This is a genomic window from Enterobacter cloacae complex sp. Mu1197, assembly GCF_040059225.1.
Classification (GTDB): domain Bacteria; phylum Pseudomonadota; class Gammaproteobacteria; order Enterobacterales; family Enterobacteriaceae; genus Enterobacter; species Enterobacter quasiroggenkampii.
On the sequence record NZ_CP157375.1, the window covers coordinates 3,097,382 to 3,114,767 of the forward strand.

Sequence of the window (17,386 nt, forward strand, 5' to 3'; positions counted from 1 at the left end):
GGGGATTCATCGTGTTTATTGGATTTGACTACGGTACGGCAAACTGCTCGGTTGCGATTATGCAAAACGGGCAGCCACGGCTCCTGAAAATGGAAAAAGAGAGCACGCTGCTGCCGTCAATGCTCTGCGCACCGACGCGTGAAGCGGTGAGCGAATGGCTGTTCCGCCACCATCAGGTTCCGGCTTCGGCGGCGGAAACCCAGGCGCTGTTACGCCGTGCGGTCAGCTTCAACCGCGAGGAAGATATCGACGTTACGCCGTCCAGCGTGCAGTTCGGCCTCTCCTCGCTCGGACACTACATTGAAGACCCCGAAGAGGTCTATTTCGTTAAGTCGCCAAAATCCTTCCTCGGCGCCAGCGGCCTGAAGCCGCAGCAGGTCGCGCTGTTCGAAGACCTGGTGTGTGCGATGATGCTGCACATCCGCAACCAGGCGCAGACGCAGGTCCCAGAGGCGATTACCCAGGCGGTGATTGGCCGACCAATTAACTTCCAGGGGCTGGGCGGCGATGAGGCCAACCAGCAGGCGCAGGGGATCCTGGAACGCGCGGCGCACCGCGCAGGCTTCCGCGACGTGGTATTCCAGTATGAACCCGTTGCCGCAGGGCTGGACTTCGAAGCCACGCTGACGGAAGAGAAGCGCGTATTGGTCGTGGACATCGGCGGGGGCACGACGGACTGCTCGCTGCTGCTGATGGGCCCCCAGTGGCATAACCGTCGCGATCGTGAAAACAGCCTGCTGGGGCACAGCGGCTGCCGCGTAGGCGGGAACGATCTTGACATCGCCCTGGCATTCAAGAGTCTGATGCCGCTGCTCGGCATGGGGGGACAAACGGAAAAAGGCATCGCGCTGCCGATCCTGCCGTGGTGGAACGCGATTGCCATCAACGACGTGCCTGCGCAGAGTGATTTTTACAGCACCGCCAACGGCCGCTTCCTTAACGATCTGGTGCGTGATGCCCAGGATGGCGAAAAAGTCGCCCTGCTCTATAAAGTGTGGCGCCAGCGTCTGAGCTACCGCGTGGTGCGTACCGCGGAAGAGAGCAAAATCGCCCTGTCCGACCGCGCTGAGCATGCGGTCTCCCTGCCGTTTATCAGTGACGAACTGGCCACCGCCATTTCGCAGGACGGGCTGGAGACGGCGCTTGCCCAGCCGCTACAGCGCATTCTGGAACAGGTGCAGCTCGCGCTGGAGAACGGCAAAGAGAAGCCGGACGTGATTTACCTGACCGGCGGTAGCGCCCGTTCGCCGCTAATCAAGAAAGCACTGGCCGAACAGCTGCCGGGTATTCCGATTGCAGGTGGCGATGACTTTGGTTCCGTTACCGCTGGTCTGGCACGCTGGGCGCAGGTGATGTTTAGCTAGTGCGGTTGTGCCGGGTGGCGGCTTCGCCTTACCGGCCTTCAAAACGTGTGTTGTTGTGGTGCGGTCTGGTGCCCTCTCCCACAAAACACCAAAAACGGCAACGTCCGTTGCCGTTCGCATTTACCTTGTAGGCCGGGTAAGCGAAGCGCCACCCGGCTAAAAAGAGCACCACACTCAGACCATTCCTGACAGTCTTCCATATTTCCTCCATTTTTCCGCTGTGTTGCCTGACTAAACTAGTATCATTCCCCGAAGTATTCAGGATGAGAACGTATAACGATGAAAGGCAGTAACAAATCCCGCTGGGCAATCGCCGCTGGCATCATTGTGGTGGCCCTTGCCGCCGCCTGGTACTGGCACAGCCAATCCGCGAACTCCGCCGCACCTGCCGGTGCCACCAGCCAGGCTCAGCGCCCCACGGGCGGAGGGCGTCATGGAATGCGCGGCGGCGCCCTGGCGCCGGTTCAGGCGGCGACGGCGGTGAATAAAGCCGTTCCTCGCTATCTCACAGGTCTCGGGACCATTACCGCCGCCAACACCGCCACGGTGCGCAGCCGCGTCGACGGCCAGCTCATCGCGATCCACTTCCAGGAAGGTCAGCAGGTTAAGGCTGGTGACCTGCTGGCGGAAATCGACCCGAGCCAGTTTAAGGTCGCCCTCGCCCAGGCGCAGGGACAGCTCGCGAAAGACAACGCGACCCTCGCCAACGCCCGGCGCGATTTAGCCCGCTACCAGCAACTGGTGAAAACGAATCTGGTGTCCCGTCAGGAACTGGATACCCAGCAGTCGCTGGTCAGTGAAACGCAGGGCACTATCAAAGCGGACGAAGCCGCCGTGGCCAGCGCCCAGCTGCAGCTGGACTGGAGCCGCATCACCGCGCCGATTAACGGACGCGTCGGCCTGAAGCAGGTCGATATCGGCAACCAAATCTCCAGCGGCGACACCACGGGCATCGTGGTGATCACCCAGACCCACCCGATTGATTTAGTCTTTACCCTGCCGGAAAGCGATATCGCGACCGTCATGCAGGCGCAAAAAGCCGGTAAAGGCCTGGTAGTGGAAGCCTGGGACCGCACCAACAAGCAGAAACTGAGTGAAGGGTCCCTGCTCAGTCTGGATAACCAGATCGACACCACCACCGGCACCATCAAGCTGAAGGCGCGCTTTAATAACCAGGACGATGCCCTCTTCCCGAACCAGTTCGTGAATGCGCGCATGCTGGTCGCGACCGAAGAGAACGCGGTGGTGATCCCCACCGCTGCACTGCAGATGGGTAATGAAGGTAACTTTGTCTGGGTGCTTAACAGCGACAATAAAGTCAGCAAGCATCTCGTAAAAACCGGAATTCAGGACAGCCAGACGGTGGTCATCAGCGCGGGGCTTTCCGCAGGCGACCGCGTGGTCACCGACGGCATTGACCGTCTGACCGAAGGAGCCAAAGTGGAAGTGGTTGAACCGGCGAAACAGGGAGCGACCTCCTGATGCAGGTGCTGCCGCCGGGCTCTACAGGTGGGCCGTCACGCCTGTTTATCCTCCGTCCTGTCGCCACCACATTGCTGATGGTGGCGATCCTGCTCGCCGGGATTATCGGCTATCGCTTCCTGCCCGTCTCGGCGCTGCCGGAGGTGGATTACCCAACGATTCAGGTTGTCACCCTCTATCCCGGGGCCAGCCCGGACGTGGTGACCTCCGCCATTACCGCCCCGCTGGAGCGCCAGTTCGGCCAGATGTCGGGGCTAAAACAGATGTCCTCCCAGAGTTCTGGCGGGGCATCCGTCGTGACGCTGCAGTTCCAGTTGACGCTGTCACTGGACGTCGCCGAGCAGGAGGTGCAGGCCGCCATCAACGCCGCTACCAACCTGCTGCCGTCAGACCTGCCTAACCCACCGGTCTACAGCAAGGTGAACCCGGCAGATCCGCCAATCATGACGCTTGCCGTCACCTCCTCCGCGATGCCGATGACCCAGGTCGAAGACATGGTCGAAACGCGCGTGGCGCAGAAAATTTCTCAGGTGTCCGGCGTTGGCCTCGTCACCCTCGCGGGCGGCCAGCGCCCGGCGGTGCGCGTCAAGCTGAACGCGCAGGCCATCGCCGCGCTGGGACTCACCAGCGAAACCATTCGCAGCGCCATTAGCAACGCGAACGTCAACTCGGCGAAGGGCTCGCTGGACGGCCCAACCCGCGCCGTGACGCTCTCCGCCAACGACCAGATGCAGTCCGCCGACGAATATCGTCAGCTGATTATCGCCTACCAGAACGGCGCGCCAGTGCGTCTGGGCGACGTGGCGACCGTAGAACAAGGCGCGGAGAACAGCTGGCTGGGGGCATGGGCCAACAAGCAGCAGGCGATCGTGATGAACGTGCAGCGCCAGCCGGGTGCCAACATCATCGAAACCGCCGACAGCATCCGCACCATGCTGCCGCAGCTGATCGAAAGCCTGCCGAAATCGGTCAGCGTGAAGGTGCTTTCCGACCGTACCACCAACATTCGCGCGTCGGTCACCGACACCCAGTTCGAGCTGATGCTGGCGATTGCGCTGGTGGTGATGATCATTTATCTGTTCCTGCGCAACGTTCCGGCGACCATTATTCCCGCCGTCGCCGTACCGCTCTCGCTGGCCGGCACGTTTGCCGTCATGGTGTTCCTCGATTTTTCGATCAACAACCTGACGCTGATGGCGCTCACCATCGCCACCGGGTTCGTGGTGGATGACGCTATCGTCGTTATTGAGAACATCTCGCGCTATATCGAGAAAGGCGAAAAACCGCTGGCCGCTGCGCTGAAAGGCGCAGGTGAAATCGGCTTTACCATTATCTCGCTGACCTTCTCATTGATTGCGGTGCTGATCCCGCTGCTGTTTATGGGCGATATTGTCGGGCGGCTGTTCCGCGAGTTTGCCGTGACGCTGGCGGTCGCCATTCTGATCTCCGCGGTGGTGTCGCTGACCCTGACGCCGATGATGTGCGCCCGCATGCTAAGCCACGAGTCCCTGCGCAAACAAAACCGCTTCTCCCGCGCCTCCGAGCGCATGTTCGAGCGCATTATTGCCGGCTACGGTCGCGTGCTGGCGAAAGTCCTCAACCACCCGTGGGCGACGCTCAGCGTGGCGCTCGGCACGCTGGCGCTCAGCGTGATGCTGTGGATTTTCATTCCGAAAGGCTTCTTCCCCATCCAGGACAACGGCATTATTCAGGGCACGCTTCAGGCCCCGCAGTCGGTCTCCTTCGCCAATATGGCGCAGCGCCAGCAGCAGGTGTCTGAGATTGTTATGAACGATCCGGCGGTCGAGAGCCTGACCTCCTACGTGGGCGTCGACGGCACCAACCCGTCGCTCAACAGCGCGCGTCTGCAGATCAACCTTAAGCCGCTGGATGAGCGCGACGATCGCGTCAACGCCGTCATTGAGCGGTTGCAAAACGCCGTCGCGCGCGTGCCAGGCGTTGAGCTTTACCTGCAGCCGATTCAGGATTTGACCATCGATACCCAGGTCAGCCGCACGCAGTACCAGTTCACGCTGCAGGCCACCTCGCTGGACGCGCTCAGCACCTGGGTGCCGCAGCTGGTGGATAAACTCAAAACCCTGCCGCAGCTCTCGGACGTCAGCAGCGACTGGCAGGACAAGGGCCTGGCGGCGTATGTGAACGTCAACCGCGACGCCGCCAGCCGTCTGGGTATTACCATGGCGGACGTGGATAACGCCCTGTACAACGCCTTCGGTCAGCGCCTGATCTCCACCATCTACACCCAGGCGAACCAGTACCGCGTGGTGCTGGAGCACAACACCGAAAATACGCCCGGCCTGGCGGGGCTGGACTCGGTGCGCCTGACCAGCAAAGACGGCGGCATTGTGCCACTGAGCGCTATCGCCACGGTGGAAGAACGCTATACCCCCCTGTCGATTAACCATCTGGATCAGTTCCCGTCCACCACCATCTCCTTTAACGTGCCGGACAATTACTCTCTGGGTGAAGCGGTGGAGGCCATTCAGGCGGCGGAAAAAGCGGTAAGCTTCCCGTCCGACATTCAGACCCAGTTCCAGGGCAGCACCCTGGCGTTTCAGGCCGCGCTGGGCAACACCATCTGGCTGATCGTCGCGGCGGTCGTGGCGATGTACATCGTGCTCGGCGTGCTGTACGAAAGCTTTATCCACCCGATCACCATCCTCTCTACCCTGCCGACGGCGGGCGTGGGGGCGCTGCTGGCATTAATGCTGGCGGGCAGCGAGCTGGACGTGATTGCCATCATCGGCATTATCCTGCTCATCGGGATCGTGAAGAAAAACGCCATCATGATGATCGACTTTGCCCTGGCCGCCGAGCGCGAACAGGGCATGTCGCCGCGCGATGCCATCTTCCAGGCCTGCCTGCTGCGTTTTCGTCCGATCCTGATGACCACGCTGGCCGCCCTGCTGGGCGCGCTGCCGCTGATGCTGAGCACCGGCGTCGGCGCGGAGCTGCGCCGACCGCTGGGTATCGGCATGGTCGGCGGTCTGCTGGTGAGCCAGGTGCTGACGCTGTTCACCACGCCGGTGATCTACCTGCTGTTTGACCGCCTGGCGCTGTGGACCAAAAGCCGCTTCCCGAAACGTGAAGAGGAGGCATAAGTGAAGTTTTTCGCCCTCTTCATTTATCGCCCGGTGGCGACGATTTTAATCTCGCTCGCCATTACCCTCTGCGGCGTGCTGGGCTTCCGGCTGCTGCCGGTGGCGCCGCTGCCGCAGGTAGATTTCCCGGTGATCATGGTCAGCGCCTCGCTGCCGGGCGCCTCGCCGGAAACCATGGCCTCGTCCGTTGCCACGCCGCTGGAGCGTTCGCTCGGGCGGATTGCGGGGGTCAACGAGATGACCTCCAGCAGCTCGCTGGGCAGCACGCGCATCATTCTGGAGTTCAGCTTCGACCGGGATATCAACGGCGCGGCGCGCGACGTGCAGGCGGCCATTAACGCCGCACAGAGCCTGCTGCCGAGCGGGATGCCGAGCCGTCCGACCTACCGCAAGGCCAACCCGTCCGACGCGCCGATCATGATCCTGACGCTGACCTCGGATACGTACTCGCAGGGGCAGCTGTACGACTTTGCGTCTACCCAGCTGGCGCAGACAATCTCACAAATTAACGGCGTCGGCGACGTGAGCGTCGGCGGAAGTTCCCTGCCCGCCGTGCGCGTGGGGTTAAACCCGCAGGCGTTATTCAACCAGGGCGTGTCGCTGGATGACGTGCGCTCCGCCATTAGCAACGCCAACGTGCGTAAACCGCAGGGGGCGATTGAGGATAACAGCCACCGCTGGCAGATCCACACCAACGACGAGCTGAAAACCGCGGCGGAATATCAACCGCTCATCATTCACTATAACAACGGTGCGGCGGTGCGCTTAAGCGACGTGGCCAGCGTCACCGACTCGGTGCAGGACGTGCGCAACGCCGGGATGACCAACGCCAAACCGGCGATTCTGCTGATGATCCGCAAGCTGCCGGAGGCCAACATTATTGAGACGGTGAACAGCATTCGCGCCCGTCTTCCGGACCTGCAGGAGACCATCCCGGCAGCAATCGATCTGCAAATTGCCCAGGATCGCTCCCCGACCATTCGCGCCTCGCTGGAAGAGGTCGAGCAAACGCTGGTGATCTCCGTCGCGCTGGTGATCCTGGTGGTCTTCCTGTTCCTGCGCTCTGGCCGCGCGACGCTGATCCCGGCGGTGGCCGTGCCGGTCTCGCTGATCGGTACCTTTGCCGCCATGTATCTGTGCGGGTTTAGCCTCAACAACCTGTCGCTGATGGCACTGACGATTGCGACGGGATTCGTGGTGGATGACGCCATCGTGGTGCTGGAGAACATCTCCCGCCATCTGGAAGCGGGCGTGAAGCCGCTGCAGGCTGCGTTGCAGGGCACGCGCGAGGTGGGGTTTACGGTGCTCTCCATGAGCCTGTCGCTGGTGGCGGTGTTCCTGCCGCTGCTGCTGATGGGCGGGCTGCCGGGCCGGTTGCTGCGCGAGTTTGCCGTCACCCTCTCCGTCGCGATCGGCATTTCGCTGGCGATCTCCCTAACGCTGACGCCAATGATGTGCGGCTGGATGCTCAAGCGCAGCAAACCGCACTCGCAGCCGCGCCGCAAAGGCTTTGGCCGTTTCCTGATGGCAATGCAGGAAGGCTACGGCAAATCGCTGAAGTGGGTGCTGAACCATACGCGTCTGGTCGGCCTGGTGCTGATCGGCACCATCGTGCTCAACGTGTGGATGTATATCACCATCCCGAAAACTTTCTTCCCGGAGCAGGACACCGGCGTGCTGATGGGCGGCATTCAGGCGGACCAGAGTATTTCGTTCCAGGCCATGCGCGGCAAGCTGCAGGACTTTATGAAGATCATTCGTGAAGACAAAGCCGTGGATAACGTCACTGGCTTTACCGGCGGGTCACGCGTCAACAGCGGGATGATGTTTATTACCCTCAAACCGCGCGGCGAGCGCAACGAAACTGCCCAGCAGGTGATTGACCGCCTGCGGGTGAAGCTCGCCAAAGAGCCGGGGGCAAACCTGTTTTTGATGGCCGTTCAGGATATCCGCGTCGGCGGGCGACAGGCGAACGCCAGCTATCAGTACACGTTACTCTCTGACGACTTAGCCGCCCTGCGCGAGTGGGAGCCGAAGATCCGCAAGGCGCTGGCCGCCCTTCCCCAACTGGCGGACGTAAACTCCGATCAGCAGGACAACGGCGCCGAGATGGCCCTGACCTACGACCGTGAAACCATGTCACGGCTGGGCATAAACGTAGAAGCCGCCAACAGCCTGCTGAACAACGCCTTCGGCCAGCGCGAGATCTCCACCATCTACCAGCCGATGAACCAGTATAAGGTAGTGATGGAAGTTGACCCGCGCTACACCCAGGACATCAGCGCCCTGGACAAAATGTTTGTGATTAACAACGACGGCAAGGCGATTCCGCTCTCGTACTTTGCCAGCTGGCAGCCAGCCAACGCGCCGCTGTCGGTGAACCATCAGGGGCTGTCGGCGGCGTCGACCATCTCCTTTAACCTCCCCGCCGGTTCGTCACTGTCTGAGGCCAGCGATGCAATCAACCGCGCGATGACCCAGCTTGGCGTGCCGTCCACCGTGCGCGGCAGCTTCGCCGGGACCGCGCAGGTATTCCAGGAGACAATGAACTCGCAGGTGATTTTGATTCTGGCCGCCATCGCCACGGTCTATATTGTGCTGGGCGTGCTGTATGAGAGCTACGTGCACCCGCTGACCATCCTCTCGACGCTGCCGTCGGCGGGCGTGGGGGCGCTGCTGGCGCTGGAGCTGTTCGGCGCACCGTTCAGCCTTATCGCGCTTATCGGGATCATGCTATTAATCGGCATCGTGAAGAAAAACGCCATCATGATGGTGGACTTCGCGCTGGACGCCCAGCGCAACGGCAACCTCTCGCCGGAAGAGGCCATCTTCCAGGCCTGCCTGCTGCGCTTCCGTCCGATCATGATGACCACTCTGGCGGCGCTGTTTGGCGCGCTGCCGCTGGTGATCTCGGGCGGCGACGGCTCAGAGCTGCGCCAGCCGCTGGGGATCACCATCGTCGGCGGCCTGGTGATGAGCCAGCTGCTGACGCTGTACACCACGCCGGTGGTCTATCTGTTCTTCGACCGCCTGCGGCTGCGCTTTTCGCGTAAAAACAGAACCACGGTGACTGAGTAGATGACAGATCTCCCCGCTAACGTTCGCTGGCAATTATGGATAGTCGCCTTCGGCTTTTTTATGCAGTCGCTGGATACGACCATCGTCAACACCGCCCTCCCCTCCATGGCGAAAAGTCTGGGGGAGAGCCCGCTGCATATGCACATGGTGATTGTCTCCTACGTGCTGACGGTTGCCGTGATGCTGCCCGCCAGCGGCTGGCTGGCCGATAAGGTCGGCGTGCGGAATATCTTTTTTACCGCCATCGTGCTGTTTACCACCGGCTCGCTGTTTTGCGCGCAGGCCAATACCCTCGACCAGCTGGTCATGGCGCGCGTGCTGCAGGGCATCGGCGGGGCGATGATGGTACCCGTCGGGCGGTTAACGGTGATGAAGATTGTGCCGCGCGAGCAGTACATGGCGGCGATGACCTTTGTCACCCTGCCCGGTCAGGTGGGGCCGCTGCTGGGCCCGGCGCTGGGCGGTATGCTGGTGGAGTACGCCTCCTGGCACTGGATCTTCTTAATCAACCTCCCGGTAGGCATCATCGGCGCGATGGCCACCCTGGCGCTGATGCCGAACTACAAAATGCAGACCCGGCGCTTTGATTTCTTCGGTTTTATCCTGCTGGCGGCGGGTATGGCCACGCTCACCCTGGCGCTGGACGGGCAAAAAGGACTGGGGATTTCACCCCTGACGCTCGGGCTCCTGATCGCGCTCGGTGTTACCGCCATACTGTGGTATCTGTGGCACGCCAGAGGAAACGACAAGGCGCTGTTCAGCCTGGCGTTGTTTAAAAACCCCACTTACCGTCTGGGCCTGTCTGGCAGCTTTGCCGGACGCATCGGCAGCGGGATGCTGCCGTTTATGACGCCCGTTTTTCTGCAAATTGGCATGGGTTTTTCGCCATTCCACGCGGGCCTGATGATGATCCCGATGGTGCTCGGCAGCATGGGAATGAAGCGCATTGTGGTGCAGGTGGTGAACCGCTTTGGCTATCGACACGTGCTGGTGGCCGCCACGCTGGGGCTGGCGCTGGTCAGCCTGCTGTTTATGGCCGTGGCGCTGATGGGCTGGTACTACGTCCTGCCGCTGGTGCTGTTCTGCCAGGGGATCATCAACTCCATGCGCTTCTCGTCGATGAATACCCTGACCCTGAAAGACCTGCCGGACGATCTGGCGAGCAGCGGCAACAGCCTGCTGTCGATGGTGATGCAGCTCTCCATGAGCGTGGGCGTGACTATTGCGGGGTTACTGCTCGGGATGTACGGTCAGCACCACCTCAGCGTCGACACGCCGGTGGCGCATCAGGTCTTTATGTATACCTACCTCAGCATGGCGTTCATTATCGCCCTGCCCGCTTTCATCTTCGCCCGGGTGCCGGATGATACCAGCAAGAACGTCGTGATTAGGCGCGGCAAAAGGAGTGGCTCATGAAATTCTGGCGTCCGGGTATTACCGGCAAGCTCTTTGTAGCGATCTTCGCCACCTGTATCGTCCTGCTGATCACCATGCACTGGGCGGTGCGGGTCAGCTTCGAGCGCGGCTTTATTGATTACATCAAGCATGGCAATGAGCAGCGTTTGCAGGGACTGAGCGATGCGCTGAGTGAACAGTACGCCCAGCACGGCAACTGGCGTTTTCTGCGCAACAATGATCGCTTTATTTTCCAGATCCTGCGCTCGCTGGAGCACGATACCGGCGACGATCGTCCGGGCCCGGGCATGCCGCCGCACGGCTGGCGCACCCAGTTCTGGGTAATCGACCAGGATATGCGCCCCCTGGTTGGCCCGCGCGCGCCGATACCGCCGGACGGTACCCGGCGGGCGATTAAAGTGAATAACGCCACCGTTGGCTGGGTTATCGCCTCCCCAGTGGAGCGCCTGACGCGCAACACCGACATCAACTTTGACCGCCAGCAGCGTCGCACAAGCTGGCTGATTGTCGCGCTCTCCACGCTGCTCGCCGCGCTCGCCACCTTCCCGCTGGCGCGCGGTCTGCTCGCCCCGGTGAAACGCCTGGTGGAAGGCACGCACAAGCTCGCCGCCGGGGATTTCACCACCCGCGTCGATACCCGCAGCCAGGACGAGCTGGGCAAGCTGGCGCAGGACTTTAACCAGCTCGCCAGCACGCTTGAGAAAAACCAGCAGATGCGCCGCGACTTTATGGCCGATATTTCACACGAGCTGCGTACGCCGCTGGCGGTGCTGCGCGGCGAGCTCGAGGCCATTCAGGACGGCGTGCGCCAGTTCACGCCCGAATCGGTGGCTTCCCTGCAGGCGGAGGTGGGCACGCTCACCAAGCTGGTGGACGATCTCCACCAGCTCTCCATGTCCGACGAAGGCGCGCTGGCCTACCAGAAGGCGCCCGTAGACGTCATTAACGTGCTGGAAGTAGCGAGCGGCGCCTTCCGCGAACGCTTTGCCAGTCGCAACCTGAAAATCGACCTCTCCCTGCCGGACAGCGCGGTGGTGTTTGGCGACAAAGATCGGCTGATGCAGCTGTTCAACAACCTGCTGGAAAACAGTCTGCGCTACACCGACAGCGGCGGCGGGCTGCTGATTTCCGGCAGACAGGAAAACGGGCGCTTTGCCCTTACCTTCGCGGATTCCGCACCCGGCGTGCAGGACGCGCAGCTGGAAAAACTGTTTGAACGTTTTTACCGTACCGAGGGCTCCCGCAATCGCGCCAGCGGCGGATCCGGTCTGGGGCTGGCGATTTGCGTTAACATCGTCGAGGCGCATAATGGCACGATCCGCGCCGCCCATTCGCCTTTTGGCGGGGTTAGCATTACAGTAGAGTTACCTCTGGAACGGGATTTATCGAGAGAAGTATGACCGAGTTACCGATTGACGAAAACACGCCGCGCATTTTGATCGTCGAAGACGAACCCAAGCTGGGACAGCTGCTGATCGACTATTTACGCGCGGCCAGCTATGCCCCGTCACTGATAAGCCACGGCGACCAGGTGCTGCCTTACGTGCGCCAGACCCCGCCGGACCTGATCCTGCTGGATCTGATGCTTCCCGGGACCGATGGCCTGACCCTGTGCCGGGAAATTCGCCGCTTCTCCGACGTACCGATCGTCATGGTCACCGCCAAAATTGAAGAGATTGACCGCCTGCTGGGGCTCGAAATCGGCGCGGACGACTATATCTGCAAGCCCTACAGTCCGCGCGAGGTAGTCGCCCGCGTGAAAACCATTCTGCGCCGCTGCAGGCCGCAGCGCGAGCTTCAGGTGCTGGACGCCGAAAGTCCGCTGATTGTCGACGAAAGCCGCTTCCAGGCGAGCTGGCGCAGCAAGCTGCTGGACCTGACGCCAGCGGAGTTCCGCCTGCTGAAAACTCTCTCCCACGAGCCGGGAAAAGTCTTCTCCCGCGAACAGTTGCTGAACCATCTGTACGACGATTACCGCGTGGTGACCGACCGCACCATCGATAGCCACATCAAAAATCTGCGCCGCAAGCTGGAGGCGCTGGACGCCGAGCAGTCGTTTATTCGCGCGGTGTATGGCGTGGGGTATCGCTGGGAAGCGGATGCGTGCAGGATTGCGTGACTATAACTTTCAAGCTTTTTCTCATTAAAGCCTCTTTAGTCATAGAGGCTTTTAATAATTACCCCCCTTAGAAAACTTCAAAAAAAAACACTTAAACATATATCTTACACATCGCATTTATAAAAAGTAATTACAATTATTTTTTTAATAAACACTCTCGCTTCCGAACCATCATAATCTTCATGTTCAGCATCCTTAAAGCTCTCCACTCCATCATCAACTTTAACGCAAATATTTTTATTATGCGCAGAAAGTAATTTATTGCAAAGCGAACGATAATCACGAATATCTTTTTCATCTGGGAAAAACACTAAAGATGCATATGATAAATGCTTACTTTCATCATTTAAAGAATATATCATAAAATCTATGAGGCGTATAATATCCTTATCTATCTCCTTCTTATTGTTACCATTCTTTTTAACTTCGATAATTGAATATACACTACCTTTTGAATTCTCACCCAGAAATTCGCCACCCAACCCTTTATCATAAAAAGCGATGTCTACATTTCCATTTTTCCTGGAAAACAACTTTGCAAGACTAGAGCGCAATTTTAATAAGCTTGCTCTTTTTGCAAAGTCCCTCATCAAATTAAATCTAAAGTTAAATTTAGCCAAATCTATTACCTGTTCTTCAAAATATAAGCTTTTCTTTAGATACTTATTCATGTTACTGCCCAAGAGAACAGTTACAAGGTACTCTGGCCGTATTTCAAAATCACATTCATTATTAATAGAAAATATCTCATTCAAAGTTTCTTTTGCTGCCTTCATTAGAAATTTACAATAATCTGTATTATGCATTTATCATCATCCTATAATGTAATCATGAACTATTATCGGAGCATTATTTAAAAGATTTAGTTTTTTATAAACTTAAATCCTAACAAGGTCTTCTACTAAGTTACTTGGTTAAAACGCTTCCAAAAGGTTTACCTCCCTGCCCCGCAGCGCTACAATGCCCGCCCTTAAAGTGGGGGATCTCCCCTTACCGCTGCACCTGGTGCACGCGGATCTGACCTGTCATCAGAACGAGAACAAACATGTTTAAACCGGAACTCCTTTCCCCGGCGGGAACGCTGCAAAATATGCGTTACGCTTTCGCCTATGGCGCCGACGCCGTGTATGCGGGCCAGCCACGCTACTCGCTGCGCGTGCGTAACAACGAATTCAACCACGAGAACCTGCAGCTCGGCATCAACGAGGCGCACGCTCTGGGTAAAAAATTCTACGTGGTGGTCAACATCGCGCCGCACAACGCCAAGCTGAAAACGTTCATCCGTGACCTGAAGCCGGTGGTGGATATGGGGCCGGACGCGCTGATCATGTCGGACCCGGGTTTAATCATGCTGGTTCGGGAGAACTTCCCGGAGATGGATATCCACCTCTCCGTACAGGCTAACGCCGTCAACTGGGCAACGGTGAAGTTCTGGAAGCAGATGGGGCTGACCCGCGTCATCCTGTCTCGCGAGCTTTCGCTGGAAGAGATCGAAGAGATCCGCACCCAGGTGCCGGATATGGAAATCGAAATCTTCGTTCACGGCGCGCTGTGCATGGCCTATTCCGGCCGCTGCCTGCTCTCTGGCTACATCAACAAACGCGACCCGAACCAGGGCACCTGCACCAACGCCTGCCGCTGGGAATATAACGTTCAGGAAGGCAAAGAGGATGACATCGGCAACATCGTCCACAAGCATGAGCCGATCCCGGTGACCAACGTTGAGCCAACGCTGGGCATCGGCGCGCCAACCGACAGCGTGTTTATGATTGAAGAAGCCAAACGTCCGGGCGAGTACATGACCGCCTTTGAAGACGAGCACGGCACCTACATCATGAACTCGAAAGATCTGCGTGCCATCGCCCACGTCGAGCGCCTGACCCAGATGGGCGTGCACTCCCTGAAGATTGAAGGCCGCACCAAATCCTATTACTACTGCGCGCGTACTGCGCAGGTATACCGCAAAGCCATCGACGATGCGGCCGCCGGTAAACCGTTCGATACCAGCCTGCTGGAAACTCTGGAAGGCCTGGCGCATCGCGGCTATACCGAAGGCTTCCTGCGCCGTCATACCCACGACGACTACCAGAACTACGAGCACGGCTACTCCGTATCCGAACGCCAGCAGTTTGTCGGTGACTTCACCGGCGAGCGTAAAGGCGCGCTGGCGGCCGTCGCGGTGAAAAACAAGTTCACCAAAGGCGACAGCCTGGAGCTGATGACCCCGCAGGGCAACATGAACTTCACGCTGGAGCATCTGGAAAATGGCAAAGGCGAAGCGATTGAGGTGGCGCCGGGTGACGGGCATACCGTCTGGCTGCCGGTTCCGGAAGAGGTGGAGCTGAAGTTCGCGCTGCTGATGCGTAACTTCAACGGTGAAAGCACCCGTAACCCACACGGCAAATAGTCAATCAGGGAAATTTTTTCGCGCTGGGATAATTCTTAGAATCGGATCACATACCGCTTCGTTCAATACGGGTATTATCCCCCCGCTGAAAAACATAACCCATAAATGCTAGCTGTACCAGGAACCACCTCCTTAGCCTGCGTAATCTCCCTTACGCGGGCTTATTTTTTGCCTTTCATCCTGTTCTTACCCGCTTTTTTCCTCTCTGCTATACACTCTTACTAACGCTAAAAAAGGGAGCAGCGCGGATGGCAACCTATCCAGACAGTTTATTGATTCTCAATGGCAAAAGTGCGGGCAACGATCTCCTGCGTCAGGCAATTCAGGATTTGCGTGACGACGGCGCGCGCATCCACGTCAGGGTAACCTGGGAAAAAGGCGATGCCGCAAGGTATATCAATGAAGCCCCCGGGCTTGGCGTCAACACCATCATTTCCGGCGGCGGCGATGGCACCATCAATGAAATCGCGTCAGCGCTGATCGACCTGCCCCCGGCAAACCGCCCGGTGATGGGCATTTTACCGCTCGGCACCGCCAATGATTTTGCCACCAGCGCAGGGATCCCCGAGGCGTTAGAAAAAGCGCTCCAGCTGGCGATCCTCGGTAAAGCCACCGCGGTTGATATTGCGCAGGTGAATGACAAAACCTGCTTTATCAATATGGCCACCGGCGGGTTCGGCACGCGCATCACCAGCGAAACGCCGGAAAAGCTGAAGGCGGCGCTGGGCGGCGTGTCGTATCTGATCCACGGTCTGATGCGCATGGATACCCTCAAGCCTGACCGCTGCGAAATTCGCGGCGAGGATTTTCAGTGGCAGGGTGACGCGCTGGTCATTGGCATTGGCAATGGTCGACAGGCTGGCGGCGGTCAGCAGCTGTGCCCGGAGGCGCTGATCAATGACGGTCAGCTACAGCTGCGGATTTTCACGGGCGACGGCCTTCTGCCCGCGCTGTTTACCACGCTGACGCAGCCGGAAGAGAGTCCGAATATCATTGACGGGAAATCCGCATGGTTTGAGGTCAATGCCCCGCACGGGATGACGTTTAACCTCGACGGAGAGCCGCTAAGCGGAACGCAGTTCCGCATTGAGGTGTTGCCCGGCGCGCTGCAGTGTCGGTTGCCGCCGGACTGTGTGCTTTTGCGCTGATGGTATTGCCGGGGGGCGGCTACGCCTTACCCGGCCCACGCTTCGCCCTCAGGTCAGGCAATCGTGACTTTGCTGTCCAGATAGACGTCCTGCACCGCATTGATCAGCTTCACGCCGTCGGCCATCGATTTCTTAAACGCCTTACGACCCAGGATCAGCCCCATTCCGCCCGCGCGTTTGTTAATAACCGCCGTACGAACCGCGTCTGACAGGTCAGTATCGCCGCCCGCCGCGCCGCCGGAGTTAATCAGCCCTGCACGGCCCATATAGCAGTTCGCCAGCTGGTAGCGCACCAGGTCGATCGGGTTATCGCTGGTCAGCTTGCTGTAAACGCGGTCATCGGTGTAACCGAAGTTCACCGCCTTATAGCCGCCGTTATTCTCGGCCATTTTCTGCTTCACGATGTCTGCGCCAATGGTCGCCGCCAGATGGTTCGCCTGGCCGGTAAGATCGGCCGACACGTGGTAATCCACGCCGTCTTTTTTGAACGCCGAGTTACGCAGGTACGCCCACAGCACGGTCACCATACCCAATTCGTGCGCGCGCTCAAACGCCGCAGAGATCTCTTCAATCTGACGACGGGACTGTTCAGAGCCAAAGTAAATCGTCGCCCCAACGGCAACCGCCCCCATATTGAACGCCTGCTCGACGCTGGCGTAGAGCGTCTGGTCATATTCGGTGGGATAGCTCAGGGTTTCATTGTGGTTCAGCTTCACGAGGAACGGAATGCGGTGGGCATAGCGACGCGAGACGGAGGCCAGCACGCCGTAGGTGGAGGCCACGCAGTTACAGCCCGCTTCAATCGCCAGCTCAACAATGTTCTTCGGATCGAAATAGAGCGGATTCGCCGCGAAAGAGGCGCCCGCCGAGTGCTCAACGCCCTGGTCTACCGGCAGAATGGAGAGATATCCGGTGCCACCGAGCCGCCCGGTGTTGTAGAGCGTCTGCATGTTTCGCAGAACCGCAGGCGGACGGTTGTTATCGACCATCACGCGGTCGACGTAGTCATGACCCGGCAGATAGAGCTGGTCGGCTGGAATGGTCATACAACGATGCTGTAAAAGGCTGTCGGCGTCTTTGCCAAGCAACTGCGCAATATCAGTCATGTGATACTCCCGTAAGTCCGACGTCGTGTCGGTGTGTGTTTATCCAGTCCCATTATTTATGGGCAGACTAAGCCTGGTACCGACTTAACAGATTTTCCACCTTTTGCATTTTTTTTCAGCACAATCTGCTGGCTCGATTCGTGT

The 17,386-nt window shown here is 58.9% G+C and carries 11 protein-coding genes; 9 read left to right on the forward strand and 2 right to left on the reverse strand.

The window, feature by feature from the left end; all coding sequences use genetic code 11:
- The first annotated feature begins 11 nt into the window (after nt 1-11).
- From yegD to baeR, 7 genes are all read left to right on the forward strand, one after another.
- Nucleotides 12-1,364, forward strand: a complete 1,353-nt coding sequence (gene yegD, locus ABFV38_RS14605; protein WP_111968067.1) for a molecular chaperone — start codon at nt 12-14, stop codon at nt 1,362-1,364.
- A 279-nt stretch (nt 1,365-1,643) separates the two neighbouring features.
- Nucleotides 1,644-2,846: an MdtA/MuxA family multidrug efflux RND transporter periplasmic adaptor subunit gene (locus ABFV38_RS14610; RefSeq protein WP_248221906.1), complete on the forward strand. Its 1,203-nt coding sequence runs from the start codon at nt 1,644-1,646 to the stop codon at nt 2,844-2,846.
- A complete protein-coding gene (locus ABFV38_RS14615) occupies nt 2,846-5,968 on the forward strand; it encodes an MdtB/MuxB family multidrug efflux RND transporter permease subunit (RefSeq protein ID WP_348957470.1) in 3,123 nt (1,040 codons plus the stop codon). The genes ABFV38_RS14610 and ABFV38_RS14615 overlap by 1 nt, the downstream gene beginning before the upstream one ends.
- Complete coding sequence (gene mdtC / locus ABFV38_RS14620) at nt 5,969-9,046, forward strand: multidrug efflux RND transporter permease subunit MdtC (RefSeq protein ID WP_048224040.1); 3,078 nt, start codon at nt 5,969-5,971, stop codon at nt 9,044-9,046.
- A complete protein-coding gene (locus ABFV38_RS14625) occupies nt 9,047-10,462 on the forward strand; it encodes an MFS transporter (protein ID WP_235404532.1) in 1,416 nt (471 codons plus the stop codon). It abuts the gene before it with no gap.
- Complete coding sequence (gene baeS, locus ABFV38_RS14630; RefSeq protein ID WP_039025016.1) at nt 10,459-11,862, forward strand: two-component system sensor histidine kinase BaeS; 1,404 nt, start codon at nt 10,459-10,461, stop codon at nt 11,860-11,862. The genes ABFV38_RS14625 and baeS overlap by 4 nt, the downstream gene beginning before the upstream one ends.
- Entirely contained in the window at nt 11,859-12,581 is a 723-nt protein-coding gene (gene baeR, locus ABFV38_RS14635; protein WP_024908120.1) for a two-component system response regulator BaeR, read from the forward strand. Before baeS ends, baeR begins: the two co-directional genes overlap by 4 nt.
- A 104-nt stretch (nt 12,582-12,685) precedes the next feature.
- Here baeR and ABFV38_RS14640 read toward each other — a convergent pair whose 3' ends face one another.
- Complete coding sequence (locus tag ABFV38_RS14640) at nt 12,686-13,387, reverse strand: hypothetical protein (protein ID WP_348957471.1); 702 nt, start codon at nt 13,385-13,387, stop codon at nt 12,686-12,688.
- A gap of 239 nt (nt 13,388-13,626) precedes the next feature.
- Here ABFV38_RS14640 and yegQ point away from each other — a divergent pair, with 239 nt between their 5' ends.
- Both yegQ and yegS read left to right on the forward strand, forming a co-directional pair.
- Nucleotides 13,627-14,988, forward strand: a complete 1,362-nt coding sequence (yegQ, locus tag ABFV38_RS14645) for a tRNA 5-hydroxyuridine modification protein YegQ (RefSeq protein WP_008500866.1) — start codon at nt 13,627-13,629, stop codon at nt 14,986-14,988.
- A 248-nt stretch (nt 14,989-15,236) separates the two neighbouring features.
- Nucleotides 15,237-16,136 (forward strand): lipid kinase YegS, encoded by a 900-nt coding sequence (gene yegS, locus ABFV38_RS14650; RefSeq protein WP_348957472.1) that lies wholly within the window; start codon nt 15,237-15,239, stop codon nt 16,134-16,136.
- Nucleotides 16,137-16,189: 53 nt separating this feature from the next.
- Here the strand turns inward: yegS and fbaB are convergent, their stop codons facing one another.
- Nucleotides 16,190-17,242: a class I fructose-bisphosphate aldolase gene (fbaB, locus tag ABFV38_RS14655; RefSeq protein ID WP_008500869.1), complete on the reverse strand. Its 1,053-nt coding sequence runs from the start codon at nt 17,240-17,242 to the stop codon at nt 16,190-16,192.
- Nucleotides 17,243-17,386: the final 144 nt, after the last annotated feature.

Coding starts and splice junctions, on each gene's coding strand:
- ABFV38_RS14610 (WP_248221906.1), top strand. CDS start 1,644: ATGAAAGGCAGTAACAAATCCCGCTGGGCAATCGCCGCTGGCATCATT.
- ABFV38_RS14615 (WP_348957470.1), top strand. CDS start 2,846: ATGCAGGTGCTGCCGCCGGGCTCTACAGGTGGGCCGTCACGCCTGTTT.
- ABFV38_RS14625 (WP_235404532.1), top strand. CDS start 9,047: ATGACAGATCTCCCCGCTAACGTTCGCTGGCAATTATGGATAGTCGCC.
- baeS (WP_039025016.1), top strand. CDS start 10,459: ATGAAATTCTGGCGTCCGGGTATTACCGGCAAGCTCTTTGTAGCGATC.
- baeR (WP_024908120.1), top strand. CDS start 11,859: ATGACCGAGTTACCGATTGACGAAAACACGCCGCGCATTTTGATCGTC.
- ABFV38_RS14640 (WP_348957471.1), bottom strand. CDS start 13,387: ATGCATAATACAGATTATTGTAAATTTCTAATGAAGGCAGCAAAAGAA.
- yegQ (WP_008500866.1), top strand. CDS start 13,627: ATGTTTAAACCGGAACTCCTTTCCCCGGCGGGAACGCTGCAAAATATG.
- yegS (WP_348957472.1), top strand. CDS start 15,237: ATGGCAACCTATCCAGACAGTTTATTGATTCTCAATGGCAAAAGTGCG.
- fbaB (WP_008500869.1), bottom strand. CDS start 17,242: ATGACTGATATTGCGCAGTTGCTTGGCAAAGACGCCGACAGCCTTTTA.